Genomic DNA, 13,204 nt, shown 5'->3' on the forward strand with positions numbered 1-13,204 from the left:
GTGCTATTTATTTTTCTTCTTGTTTCGATTCTTGTAAACGTCCTAAAACCATTTGATAACCATCATTTCCATAAGTTAAGCAACGTTTTACACGGGAAATGGTTGTTGTAGATGCACTAGACTTTTCTACAATTGCGTGATAGGTACGACCTTCTTCTAACATTTTTGCTACTTGAAGCCGTTGAGCGAACGATTGTACTTCACTCATAGTCGCTATATCATCAAAAAATTGATAGCATTCTTCTCTCGTTTCAAGTGTCAGGATTGCATCAAATAACCGATCCAATTGTTCACCACGTAATTTATCTATTTGCATCTATTTATTTCATCCTTTCATTACTCAATAATAGTTACACCATCTAAGCCTGGATTTTTCGGAATCACATTAATCCATGTTTTTCCTGGAACTAAACCAATTGGTTCCCCTTCTCGCACTGGAATGATTCTACCATCACGATTTTCCCATTGAATTTTTTGGACTGTTCCTTTTTGTAATAAGTACGCGTTTCCGCCTGATGCTAGATCAATTTCTCTTCTGCCAGCATCATCTACAATTTCATGATTCGTTTCTAAAATAAATACGTTATCCAATTGAATCGATTGTTCAGTATTTAATTCTACTGTTTGACTTTGTCCATTGTAACGTTGATACTGCTCTGTTTCTTTATTATAGACATAACGTAATGGTGTTGTATTATATTTAAAAGATACTTCTGTGGCCGTAGTGCCACCTACATTAGAAATTTCTTCTTCTTCTAAAAATAATAAGGCTTCATGATCAGCAGTTATATCATACCCTTTTTCCTCTGCCACTTCATAAACTGAATCAAACTGTAAATAAGAATTGTGTGGAGCTACACGAAAATTGGCACGTTTAAACAAATACCCATCATTATCATAATGAGCACCATTCAAATAATCTGCTGCACCCCCCACTAACATAGCTTCAATAAAATCTGCTGCACCGTGATAAACATATAATGCACCATAATCATCTGCCGTATTAAAATAATATGGACGTGCACTTCTTACAGGACCAACTTCCTCCGGTTGCTCACTCTGAAACAATGCCATCAATCGAGTAATGTTTCCCTCAGCTAAGATTTCAAATACAAGATCTGCTTGTGATAAGCCAGTTTGCGGTCTTGCTTTAGGATGGTTATTTATCATAACAGCAATAGCTCGATTATCTACTACTTGATTTGTTTTCTCACCAGTTAATGGATATGTATTAGATAGCTCCGTTCTTCCTGGAGCTTCAGATTCTTTTTTTTGTGCTAAATCTTTACCTGCTTTTTCATCTTTAGAGCATCCAAAGATGAAGAAAAACATGATGATAATGAAAGAAATGATGACCGTTTGTTTTCTCACAGTGTGAACACATCCTTTATTAGTTATCTGTTGTCTAGCTTTTATCCGACTGTTACTTTCTTTGATTATAACAGACTTACATACAAGTATCATTAAAAAAAAGCTCTAATCTTGTCTATCGTGTAACGACATAGATTAGAGGAAAACTAAAGTATATTCTTTTATTTTTTTGAAACAATCTTTTGTTCAACAGCTAATTTTCGTGCTACTTGAACAGCGCCCCAAAGCGTAGGTAACAAAATAAAGGAAACAGGAACAGCTGTTACAACAATTGCGTTCTGGATAGCATTAATGCTATTCTCACCAATTGCTAGTAGAACAATAGAGAGCATACCAAATATGAGCACCCAAAATACCCGAATCAGCCGACTTGGATGATCATCCCCAGTTAAAGAGACAGATACCGTATAAGAGATAGAATCAACCGTAGTTGCAACAAAAATTAACGTCACAATCAGAAAGCCTATCGCTAAAAAGAAGCCAAAAGGCAGTTGATCCATTATTGCCATCACTCCAGCCGGCATACCACCTGTAGCTAATGGCTCCGAAATAGAACCTGGTGAATCAAATTCAATTTTAATACCTGTCCCACCAACGATTGCAAACCAAAAGTTTGTTACAAGAGGTGCGATCACTGAAACAGCAATAACCAGCTCACGAATCGTTCTTCCACGTGAAATTCTAGCAATAAAAATTGCCATCATTGGTCCGTAACCTAAAAACCAACCCCAGAAAAAGACTGTCCACCAGCCTAACCAGGTTGAATCTCCTTGGTATAAAGCCATCGTTAAAAAATTCTCTAAATAAAATCCTTGAGCAGAAATAAATTTATTTATAATAAATAACGTAGGCCCTACAATGAGCATACAAACAGCTAAAAAGACCGTTAAGCCTACATTAATTCTACTCAAAAATTGAATACCGCGATCCACCCCAGTCGCAACTGAAATAGCAGCCATCAGAATAAGTACACTAACGACAATAATATTAGTAACTAATGTATTAGGAATATCGAATAATGCATGCAATCCGTAGCCTAGTTGAAGCCCTAAAAAACCAATAGGCCCCATCGTACCACCTGCTACAGCTACAATGGAAATAATGTCGGTCGCATTCCCTATAATACTTTTTTTTCGGAAAATCTTCTCACCAAACATAGGATATAACATGCCTCTCGGCTTCATTGGATAACCTTTATGGTAGTGCGCATACATTAACACAATCGTAGCTAATGTACCCAACATAGACCACGCAAGAAATCCCCAGTGCAGAAAGCTTTGTGCTAGAGCAGGATTAACACCACTCATAGTTCCCGAATGGTCATCAAATAAAGGAGGGGTAGTAATAAAATGCATCATTGGTTCTGAAGCAGCCCAGAAAACTCCACCGCTAGCAAGTAATGTACATAAAATCATTGCTATCCAGCGGTAATAACTATTTTCTGGTTTGTCCAATTTACCCAATCGTATTTTCCCATATTTTGATATTGCTAAAACAATTGCAATGATAAAATTTGCTAACAATAATAATTCCCAGTATGAACCAAAATATTTAGCTGCGATATTAAATGAGTAATTGATCCATTCTTGTATCATTTTTAAATCAATCATCGCTAAAACGACAAATGAAATTAGTAACCCACCACTAATATAGAATACTACCTTATCCATCTTACCCTGCGCTATATCACTTTCGTCTTTTTTCACTTTTTTCCTCCTAATTTTGTTAGAGGCAAGTGCCAACAACTTAACTGTATATCGTTCAGTTTAGACAATTGTTTGTAAATTCATTCAGTATGTATTTACACAATATTACTTCATTAAAGTGAATCAAATAATTATACTTAACCAATAACAAACCGCTTGCTCACTATATTTTTATCTCCTCGTGCCAATTACATTTTCTTAATTTAAACGCACGAAAAGCGATTATATATTTTTAAATAATAATAGTCAATTACTTTTGATTACGCCTTACACATATTGACACGAACAACCCCAGAAACTATCCACCAATTAAAAAGGGAGTGTGTACTCTTCCCACACACTCCCTCACACCATTTATATTTACTTTCCTATATCCCTTCGAAAGAAAAAATCATTTGTCTGCTCAAATTGTTTTAAAAAAGTGTAAACGGACTGATGTGCTTGTTCTATAGTTGGTTGAACAGAACCAACTAACAATACACGTCCGCCGATCGATCGATAGGTACTATCTCTTTCAACTTTTGTTCCTGCATGTACAACATAGCTTTCATCATTTTCTTCAAACACTGGTAATGGTACTAATTTCGCATAACTCTCTGGATATCCTTTCGAGGCAACAACTGTTCCTATTGCATATCCCTCTTTCCAAGACAATTCAGGATCTTTCCCACACATTACATCTTCAATTACTTGAATCAAATCATTTTCTAGTAATGGTAAAACAACTTGTGTCTCTGGATCTCCTAGTCGAGCATTAAATTCAATTACCTTTGGTCCACTCGCAGTTTCAATCAGTCCGGCATAGAGAATACCTGTAAAAGGTCTACCTTCTAGCACCATTCCTTCCGCAGCTTTATGCAAAATATGCTCTTTTGCATAAGTGATGATCGACTGGTCTAAATCAGGAACTGGCGCATAAGCTCCCATCCCTCCAGTGTTTGGTCCTTCGTCATTATCATATGCACGTTTATGATCTCTAGCAGGTAATAACGGATACACATTTTCCCCATTAACAAACGCCATTAAAGTAAATTCTTTTCCTTCAAGAAATGCTTCAATCACAACGCGGTTTCCTGCCCCGCCAAATTTATTGGCTAGTAACATCGATTCAACTGCTTCGAATGCTTGTTCAACAGTTGTAGCAACAACAACGCCCTTCCCTGCGGCTAGGCCATCTGCTTTAATGACAATAGGCGCTCCATTTGCTTTAATGTATGCTTTTGCTTCGTCACAGTCTGTAAACGTTGCATAGTTAGCTGTTGGAATGTCGTGACGTGCCATAAAAGCTTTTGAAAAGTCTTTACTCCCTTCAATCATTGCGGCTTTTTCTGTCGGACCAAAAATTCGCAAACCCGCCAGTTGAAACGCATCAACAATGCCATCCATCAAAGGAACTTCTGGACCAACAATTGTCCAAGCGATTTGTGTCTCTTTCGCAAAAGTAACTAATTCCTTTATTTCGGTTTCGCGAATATTCACACAAGTAGCCTCCGCAGCCATCCCTCCATTTCCAGGTGCAACATAGATATTTGAGACTTGATTGCTTTCGCCTAACTTTTTTACAATGCTATGTTCTCTGCCGCCACTTCCAACAACTAATACATTCACTAGCTCGACCTCCATCATTGTTTGTATTTGAATGATTCACAGGGAATACTATTGACGCTTATTACATGTACATAGAGCGCTTGTATGGATTAATGCTTAAAATGACGCATGCTTGTAAATACCATTGCAATTCCGTATTTGTTACATACATCAATAGATTCTTGATCCCGTTTTGAACCACCTGGCTGAATAATTGCCTTGATCCCTACTTTTGCAGCAGCTTCAACTGTATCAGGCATTGGAAAAAATGCATCAGACGCTAAGACAGCTCCACTCGCCTTCTCCGCTGCTTGTTCTAGGGCAATTGTTGCTGCTCCAACACGATTCATTTGTCCTGCACCAATGCCAAGTGTTTGTTTATCGTTAGCAACAACAATGGCGTTTGATTTCACATGTTTTACTACTTTCCATGCAAATAATAGTGATGCTATTTCATCTTCATTTGGCTTACGTTCTGTCGCAATCGTTAACTCATTCATTTTTACGCTACCGAAGTCACGATCTTGTACTAACAAACCTCCTACGACACTAACGACTTTCTTTTTGTCATTTTCATTTATTTTTATTGGTGTTTCTAATAAACGAATATTCGGTTTTACCATTAAAATAGCTAATGCTTCCTTAGTAAAGCTAGGCGCAATCACGATCTCTAGAAAAATTTCTTTTAACTGATTTGCAGTAGCTACATCCACTTCACGATTTAATGCTACAATGCCACCAAAAATAGACGTGGAGTCTGCAGCATAAGCTTTAGCAAATGCATCAGAAATAGTTGACCCTATTCCAACACCACAAGGATTCATATGTTTTACCGCAACAGCTGCTGGATGTTCACCAAATTCTAGAACAATCTCTAATGCCGCATTGGCATCTTGTATATTATTGTAAGAAAGTTCTTTGCCATGCAGTTGTTTCGCATGTGCAATTGATGCTCCCTTGCTGTTCGGATCTCGATAGAATGCTGCCTGTTGATGCGGATTCTCTCCATACCGAAGCGTTTGAACCTTTTCATACGTTCTTGTATACGTTTCCGGATGATCGTGCTCTGTAATCTCATTAAAATAATTTGCAATCATTGCATCATAATTGGCTGTATGACGAAACACTTTTGCTGCTAATTTTTTACGAAACACCACTGTTTCTTCTTTTTCTGTTTTTAACCTGCTGAGTACTTCTTGATAATCGGAAGGATCGACAACAACTGTTACATCTTGAAAATTTTTCGCTGCTGCCCGTAACATCGTCGGTCCACCAATATCAATATTCTCAATTGCATCCGCTTCTGTGACACCTTCTTTTGCAATCGTTTCTTTAAATGGATATAAATTAACGACAACGACATCAATCGGAACAATTTCTCTTTCCTCTAACTGTTGTTTATGTATGGGATCATCACGACGAGCTAATAATCCTGCATGAATATAAGGGTGAAGTGTTTTTACTCTTCCACCTAAAATTTCTTCAAAATTTGTGACTGAAGAAACCGATCTTGCAGCGATACCCGCTTCTTGCAATGCTTTCAATGTACCACCTGTTGATATGAGCTCATATCCTATGTCTTCTAATCCCTGTGCAAAAGAAACGATCTCTCTTTTATCTGATACACTAATTAAGGCGCGTTTTTTCATGACTTTGCGTATCCTCCTAGTCTGTTAACGATGTTATTACTTGCTGAATCGTCTTAGGGTATAGTTCATGCTCTATTAATTGAATCTTTTCTTGTAGTTGCTGTTCATTGATATTCTCAGATATTTTCACTGCTTCTTGCGCAATAATTTTGCCTGTATCCATTCCTTCATCTACATAATGAATCGTCACACCTGTCACCTTCACACCCGCTTGAAATGCTTGACCTATCGCATCTAATCCTGGAAAAGCAGGAAGGAGTGATGGGTGGATGTTGATAATTTTCCCTTCATATGCTTGAAGTAATGTTGGACCAATTAACCGCATGTATCCAGCTAAGATAATCCAGTCCACTTTATGTATACGTAATTGTTCTAATATAGCTGACTCAAATGTGTTTTTTGATGTATAATCATTTAGGTTACATGCAGCATATGGCGTATTATTTCCTTCCGCCTTTTTAATTACTTTGGCCGATGGCTGATCTGTAACCAGTAAAGCTAAATCACAGATTAATGTTTTGTTTTCAATCGCTTCAAAAATAGCTTGATAATTACTACCTGTTCCTGATGCAAATACAGCAATCGTTGGCTTAGCCATGAATAATTCTCACCCCAGATTGCTCAGATACTTCTCCAATAATCGAAGCTTTTTCACCACTATTATTTAGTACATCTATTGCTTGATCTGTTTTTTCTTTTTCTACAACAATTGCCATGCCAACCCCCATATTAAACACACCAAACATGTCATCGTCAGAAAGATTAGCCTGTTCCTTTAGATATGGAAAAATTGCAGGTACCGCCCAACTGCCTTGATAAATCGTTGCACCTAGATGATCTGGTAAAGCTCTTGGTATATTTTCATAGAATCCCCCACCAGTAATATGACTAATTCCTTTGATTTCAAGAGCTTTTTTTAATTGCTTGACTGCTTTAGTATAAATTCTAGTTGGAGTAAGTAAAGCTTCTCCTAAAGTCATGCCAAGCATTTCTATATAATCATGATAACTTAATGCTTGATCAGCAATAATTTTTCTCACTAATGAGAAACCATTGGCGTGGACACCACTTGACGAAATTCCAATAATCTGGTCTCCTGGTTGTATGTGTTCGCCTGTAATAATGTCGTTTTTTTCGGCAATCCCAACGACAAAACCAGCTAAATCATATTCACCTTGTTGGTACATACCGGGCATTTCTGCTGTTTCTCCACCAATCAGCGCACAACCGCTGTCTACACATCCTGCACTAATCCCTTTAACAATTTGTTCAATTTGTTCTGGATCATTTTTTCCGCAAGCAATATAATCTAGAAAAAAGAGCGGATCTGCTCCTTGTGCAACGATATCATTGACACACATAGCAACTAAATCAATGCCTACTGTATCATGTTTATCTGTTGAAAAAGCTAGCTTAAGCTTCGTTCCAACACCGTCCGTACCTGAAACTAAAACAGGCTTTTCATAATTAAAGCCACTTAAATCAAATAACCCTGCAAATGTACCTACTCCACCAATAACTTCTTCTCTATTAGTCGTTTTTATATGCTTTTTCATTAAATCAACTGCTTTATAGCCTGCATGAACATCTACACCAGCTTCTTTATATCGATCGCTCATTTGCTTCGCTCCTTTTGCAAGATTATTCCTTATAAGCAGGGATAACTGTTTCTGGATAAATTTCAGTTGGATAGTTCCCTGTAAAACAAGCCTTACATACACCGTGCTCAAGTGAATTTGACTCAGTTACAATTGATTTTTCCAACCCTTCTGTTGTAAGGAACGCCAAACTATCAGCACCAATGATGTCACGCATTTCATCCACTGCATAGTTGGCTGCGATTAACTCACCTTTTGTGGAAGTATCAATCCCGTAATAACAAGGATTTTCAATTGGAGGTGATGCAATACGGACATGAACCTCTTTTGCACCCGCTTCTTTTAATAACCGAACAATACGTCTGCTTGTCGTTCCTCGAACGATCGAGTCATCTACCATCACAACCCGTTTACCATTGACTATTCCTCGTACGGGCGACAGTTTCATTTTCACACCTTGCTCGCGAAGTTCTTGAGATGGCTGAATAAAGGTGCGGCCAACATAACGATTCTTAATTAAACCAAGTTCGTATGGAATACCACTTGCTTCTGAAAAGCCAATTGCTGCTGAAATACTAGAGTCAGGAACACCAGTAACGACGTCTGCTTCTACAGGTGACTCATGCGCAAGTTGTTTTCCCATCGTTTTTCGACTTGCATGGACATTCAAACCGTTCAAATTACTATCCGGTCGAGAAAAATAAACATATTCCATCGAACAAAGTGTACGTTGCATTGGCGATGAAAAGGACATTGTTGATAATCCTGTATCATCAATCGTAATTAGTTCCCCGGGTTTTACTTCTCGTTCATAGGTTGCACCAATTAAATCAAATGCACATGTTTCTGATGCAATGACATAGGCATTACCTAATTTACCGATGGAAAGCGGGCGCAATCCTCTTGGATCTAACGCAACATAAAGTTTTTCTTCCGTTAAAATGGAAAAAGCATACGCCCCTTTAATCATTCCTAGCGCTTGTTTAATTGCTTCCTCCATATTTAGATGACCACTACGCTTAATTAGATGTGCAATCACTTCCGTATCAGCAGTTGTTTGTAGGATACTTCCTTGTGCTTCTAATTGATTCTTTAACGCATAGGCATTGACTAAATTTCCGTTGTGAGCTAGAGCCATACTATTTTTTTGCGAGCGAAACAGTAATGGTTGAACATTTTCATAGCCACCACCACCTTGTGTTGCATAACGAACATGTCCTAAAGCAGCTTTTCCTTTTAAACGATTGAATTCTCCTTTTTGAAATACTTCATTTATTAAGCCATTTCCTTTATGGAGATGAAGCATGTCACCATCACTTGTCACAATTCCAGCACCTTCTTGCCCTCGATGCTGCATTGCATGTAAGCCATAATAGGTCATTTCCGCCGCTTTCTCATGTCCCCATATAGCAAACACGCCACATTCTTCGTTTAAACCTTTGATTTCAGCAAGCATGGAATAGCTCCTTTCCACAATTCGCTTAAATGTTCTACTGACTCCCTAATGACTGGTTGATGATCTTGATTAATTACGAGCTCCTTACTATCAGTGACTTCACCAACACATGTTGCATCCTCTACTGCTTGTTCAAATGCTAGTTGATTCGCTTGTTTTACGGTTACTAGAAAACGGGATTGTGTTTCACTAAAGAGTGCTGTTGTCAGATCACCTTCAACTGCAACTTCACAGCCTAGTTGTTTTTGTGAGAATAAGCTTTCTGCAAGTGCTACTGCTAGACCACCCTCAGCTAAGTCATGTGCCGACTCGACTAAACCGTCTTGAATAGCTTGTAAAAGGGCCGCTTGACGCTTAGCTTCAACCGTTAAATCGATAGCTGGCGCTTTTCCAAAATAACGTTCCTCTAAAATATTCTGTAATTCACTACCACCAAATTCGGGTTTCGTTTCGCCAATAACATAAATCAAGTCACCGTTCGTTTGAAAGAAAGATGGTGTAATATCTTTAACTGAACGATGTAAGCCAACCATCCCTACGATTGGTGTTGGGAAAATTGCCTGTTCGTTCGATTGATTATATAAGGAAACATTCCCACTAATAACTGGTGTGTTTAAAGCAATACTTGCTTCACTCATACCTTCCACACTTTTTTCCATTTGCCAGAAAATTTCTGGTTTATCTGGATTTCCAAAATTCAATCCATCGGTTAGTGCCAAAGGTTTTGCACCAGAACAGACAATGTTACGAGCCGCTTCTGCGACAGCGATTTTACCCCCTGCTTCAGGATCTAAATAAAGATATCTAGAATTACAATCTGTTGTCATTGCCAAAGCTTTATCAAACCCGCGAACACGAACAACCGCAGCAGAAGAACCCGGAGCAAGGACTGTGTTCGCCTGTACCATCGAATCATATTGGTCATAGACATACTCTTTACTCGCAATTGTTGGTTGTTGCAACAGCTGTTTTAATACCACTTGGTGGTCTCTCACTTGTGGAAAGTAATCCTCCATCAATTGATATTCCTCATAATAACTCGGTACTTTAGATGGCTTGTGATAAACTGGTGCGTCTTCTGCTAATGCATCGACAGGAATATCTGTTACGACTTCACCTTGATGGAGTAAACGAAATTGCTTGTCGTCAGTAACCTTTCCAACTGCTACTGCTTCTAAATCATATTTAGCAAATACAGCTTGAATTTCTTTTTCACGACCTTGTTTCACAACAAGCAGCATGCGTTCTTGCGATTCAGATAGCATCATTTCATAGGCAGTCATGTTTTCTTCACGCTGTGGAACGAAATCTAGGTTTAATTCCATCCCTGTACCAGCTTTGCTTGCCATCTCACTTGCTGAAGAAGTTAAGCCGGCTGCTCCCATATCTTGCATGCCAACAAGTGCATCGGAATGGATGACTTCTAAGCACGCTTCTATTAATAACTTTTCCATAAATGGGTCGCCAACTTGTACAGATGACCGTTTGTTTTCCGAATCTTCTGTTAAATCCTCCGATGCAAATGTTGCACCATGAATACCATCTCTTCCTGTCTTGGAGCCAACATACAATACGGTATTTCCAATACCAGACGCTATTCCTTTTTGCATATCCTTTTGATCAATTAGACCAACACACATCGCATTTACTAATGGATTTCCTTCATAGTTGTCGTCAAATTGAATTTCTCCACCTACTGTCGGAACACCTACGCAATTTCCATAGCCTGCTATCCCATGAACAACTTCATCAAATAAATATTTTACTCGACCATTCGTAAGGTTTCCAAATCGAAGAGAGTTTAGCGTCGCAATTGGCCGTGCGCCCATTGAGAACACATCTCTAATAATTCCACCAACACCTGTAGCAGCACCTTGATAAGGCTCAACTGCAGAAGGATGATTATGGCTTTCTATTTTAAAAACAACCGCTTGCCCATCTCCAATATCTACAACTCCTGCTCCTTCACCTGGACCTTGCAAAACATGAGGCGCCTTTGTTGGAAATTTCTTTAATAACGGTTTGGATGTTTTATAACTACAGTGTTCTGACCACATAACAGAAAAAATACCGGTCTCTGTAAAGTTAGGTAAACGACCTAAAATCTTTTTTATTGTAGAAAATTCTCCATCAGTAAGACCCATTTCTTGATAAACACGTTTTTCTTCAATTGCTTCTGGTGTAAGCTCAGGCGCCTGTAACATATGCTTTCCTCCAATTTTCTACGATTGATTGAAATAATTTTAATCCATCAGCTGAACCTAATATCGCTTCTGTTGCACGTTCAGGGTGTGGCATCATTCCTAATACATTTCCTGCCTCATTGATAATACCTGCAATATTTTGTACAGAACCATTCGGGTTATTTTCATATGTAAAAACAATTTGATTGTTAGCTTCTAATTTCGCCAATGTTTCTTCATCGCAATAATAGTTCCCTTCCCCGTGCGCAATCGGAATAGAAATGATTTCATCTTGCATGTAAGCTGTTGTAAACATAGAGTGATTATTGGCAACTTTTAAATCCTCATGATGACAAATAAATTTTAAATCTTTGTTTCGTAGCATCGCACCCGGTAATAAGCCGGATTCTAGTAAAATTTGAAATCCATTACATACGCCTAATACCGGTTTTCCTTTACTTGCATGTTGTTTTAATTGGACGACAATATCAGAGGTGGAAGCAATCGCACCTGAACGCAAATAGTCACCGTATGAGAAACCACCTGGCAATAGAATAGCATCATAGTTTGCTAGATTTGCACCTTGATACCAAACTAAGTCCGCTTCTTCTCCTAGAGCATCTGTTACAGCATAGTACATATCACGATCACAATTGGATCCCGGAAAAACAATCACAGCAAACTTCACAGTGTGACAACCTCCTCTATCGTATAGGTATAGTTTTCAATTACCGGATTTGCCAAAAGCTTTTCGCACATTTCTTCTACCTGAGCTTCAACGGAACTCTCATCTTCAATGAAAAGCTCCAAATATTTACCTACACGCACCTCTTTAATCGTTTCATAACCTAATGTATCTAAAGAATGCTGTACCGTTTTCCCTTGTGGGTCTAGCACCCCTTCTTTTAACGTAATGTAAATCAATGCTTTTTTCATTTGACAGCCTCCAGTCGTTTTAAGATCACTTCATATACCTCTACTAAATCACCTAATCCTTCACGAAACACATCTTTATCCATCTTTTCGCCTGTTACGATATCCCAAAGTCTACATGTATCTGGTGATATTTCATCTGACAGAATAATTTCACCAGTGTAATTTCTACCAAATTCAAGCTTAAAATCAATTAATTGCAAACCGACTTCCGTAAAAAAGGGTTGTAGCTTCTTATTAACAAGCAGAGACAACTGCTTTATTTGTTCCAATTCTTCCTTTGTTACATCCGAAAGTAATAATGCGTGTGCATCATTGATTAGCGGATCTCCAAGCAGATCATCTTTATAATAAAACTCTACAAGCGGGGACGGAAATGGTGTTTTTTCTTTAATTCCTAATCTTCTTGTAATACTTCCAGCCGCAATGTTTCTTACAACTACTTCTAACGGGATAATCGTTGTTTTTTCTACTAACTGCTCTGTATCATTTAAGGTCTGTTTAAAATGACTTGCTACGCCTTGTTGGCTTAAATAAGTAAAAATAGCCGCAGAAATCAAATTGTTGTATCGACCTTTCCCTTCAAACACATCTTTTTTCACTCCATTGAATGCTGTTGCGTCATTCTTATAGGATAAAACGAGTGTCTGGTCATTGCCTTCTACAGTAAATACCTTCTTCGCTTTACCTTCATATAATAGCTCTGCCTTCACATTCCGCC

The 13,204-nt window shown here is 38.2% G+C and carries 12 protein-coding genes; all 12 read right to left on the minus strand.

What is annotated here, in order from left to right; genetic code table 11:
* Positions 1 to 7 precede the first annotated feature (7 nt).
* Complete coding sequence (locus ACH6CY_RS06415) at positions 8 to 316, minus strand: YerC/YecD family TrpR-related protein (protein ID WP_374066462.1); 309 nt, start codon at positions 314 to 316, stop codon at positions 8 to 10.
* A 20-nt stretch (positions 317 to 336) separates the two neighbouring features.
* Complete coding sequence (locus tag ACH6CY_RS06420) at positions 337 to 1,371, minus strand: DUF3048 domain-containing protein (RefSeq protein WP_374066464.1); 1,035 nt, start codon at positions 1,369 to 1,371, stop codon at positions 337 to 339.
* 161 nt (positions 1,372 to 1,532) lie between these two features.
* The gene (locus ACH6CY_RS06425) at positions 1,533 to 3,041 is read right to left on the minus strand and encodes a BCCT family transporter (protein WP_374066506.1); all 1,509 of its coding nucleotides are present in this window, start codon (positions 3,039 to 3,041) and stop codon (positions 1,533 to 1,535) included.
* A 396-nt stretch (positions 3,042 to 3,437) separates the two neighbouring features.
* Positions 3,438 to 4,685, minus strand: a complete 1,248-nt coding sequence (gene purD / locus ACH6CY_RS06430; RefSeq protein WP_374066465.1) for a phosphoribosylamine--glycine ligase — start codon at positions 4,683 to 4,685, stop codon at positions 3,438 to 3,440.
* Positions 4,686 to 4,774: 89 nt separating this feature from the next.
* Positions 4,775 to 6,313: a bifunctional phosphoribosylaminoimidazolecarboxamide formyltransferase/IMP cyclohydrolase gene (purH, locus tag ACH6CY_RS06435; RefSeq protein ID WP_374066466.1), complete on the minus strand. Its 1,539-nt coding sequence runs from the start codon at positions 6,311 to 6,313 to the stop codon at positions 4,775 to 4,777.
* Between the two features lie 16 nt (positions 6,314 to 6,329).
* Complete coding sequence (purN, locus tag ACH6CY_RS06440; protein WP_374066467.1) at positions 6,330 to 6,911, minus strand: phosphoribosylglycinamide formyltransferase; 582 nt, start codon at positions 6,909 to 6,911, stop codon at positions 6,330 to 6,332.
* A complete protein-coding gene (purM, locus tag ACH6CY_RS06445; protein WP_374066468.1) occupies positions 6,904 to 7,932 on the minus strand; it encodes a phosphoribosylformylglycinamidine cyclo-ligase in 1,029 nt (342 codons plus the stop codon). Before purM ends, purN begins: the two co-directional genes overlap by 8 nt.
* A 22-nt stretch (positions 7,933 to 7,954) precedes the next feature.
* Positions 7,955 to 9,367, minus strand: a complete 1,413-nt coding sequence (gene purF, locus ACH6CY_RS06450; protein WP_374066470.1) for an amidophosphoribosyltransferase — start codon at positions 9,365 to 9,367, stop codon at positions 7,955 to 7,957.
* Positions 9,343 to 11,571, minus strand: a complete 2,229-nt coding sequence (gene purL / locus ACH6CY_RS06455) for a phosphoribosylformylglycinamidine synthase subunit PurL (protein WP_374066471.1) — start codon at positions 11,569 to 11,571, stop codon at positions 9,343 to 9,345. The genes purF and purL overlap by 25 nt, the downstream gene beginning before the upstream one ends.
* Positions 11,555 to 12,238 (minus strand): phosphoribosylformylglycinamidine synthase subunit PurQ, encoded by a 684-nt coding sequence (purQ, locus tag ACH6CY_RS06460; protein WP_374066472.1) that lies wholly within the window; start codon positions 12,236 to 12,238, stop codon positions 11,555 to 11,557. Before purQ ends, purL begins: the two co-directional genes overlap by 17 nt.
* Complete coding sequence (gene purS / locus ACH6CY_RS06465; protein ID WP_374066473.1) at positions 12,235 to 12,486, minus strand: phosphoribosylformylglycinamidine synthase subunit PurS; 252 nt, start codon at positions 12,484 to 12,486, stop codon at positions 12,235 to 12,237. The genes purQ and purS overlap by 4 nt, the downstream gene beginning before the upstream one ends.
* On the minus strand, positions 12,483 to 13,196 hold the full coding sequence (gene purC / locus ACH6CY_RS06470; RefSeq protein WP_374066475.1) for a phosphoribosylaminoimidazolesuccinocarboxamide synthase: 714 nt from the start codon (positions 13,194 to 13,196) through the stop codon (positions 12,483 to 12,485). The genes purS and purC overlap by 4 nt, the downstream gene beginning before the upstream one ends.
* Positions 13,197 to 13,204 lie beyond the last annotated feature (8 nt).

The sequence above is a fragment of the Paraliobacillus sp. JSM ZJ581 genome, assembly GCF_044383835.1.
Lineage (GTDB): Bacteria > Bacillota > Bacilli > Bacillales > Amphibacillaceae > Paraliobacillus.

What these genes read in the sequence shown, in the direction of transcription:
- purF (WP_374066470.1), bottom strand. Translation starts at nt 9,367, where the DNA reads ATGCTTGCTGAAATCAAAGGTTTAAACGAAGAATGTGGCGTGTTTGCT.
- purH (WP_374066466.1), bottom strand. Translation starts at nt 6,313, where the DNA reads ATGAAAAAACGCGCCTTAATTAGTGTATCAGATAAAAGAGAGATCGTT.
- purM (WP_374066468.1), bottom strand. Translation starts at nt 7,932, where the DNA reads ATGAGCGATCGATATAAAGAAGCTGGTGTAGATGTTCATGCAGGCTAT.
- purS (WP_374066473.1), bottom strand. Translation starts at nt 12,486, where the DNA reads ATGAAAAAAGCATTGATTTACATTACGTTAAAAGAAGGGGTGCTAGAC.
- ACH6CY_RS06425 (WP_374066506.1), bottom strand. Translation starts at nt 3,041, where the DNA reads ATGGATAAGGTAGTATTCTATATTAGTGGTGGGTTACTAATTTCATTT.
- purL (WP_374066471.1), bottom strand. Translation starts at nt 11,571, where the DNA reads ATGTTACAGGCGCCTGAGCTTACACCAGAAGCAATTGAAGAAAAACGT.
- purN (WP_374066467.1), bottom strand. Translation starts at nt 6,911, where the DNA reads ATGGCTAAGCCAACGATTGCTGTATTTGCATCAGGAACAGGTAGTAAT.
- ACH6CY_RS06415 (WP_374066462.1), bottom strand. Translation starts at nt 316, where the DNA reads ATGCAAATAGATAAATTACGTGGTGAACAATTGGATCGGTTATTTGAT.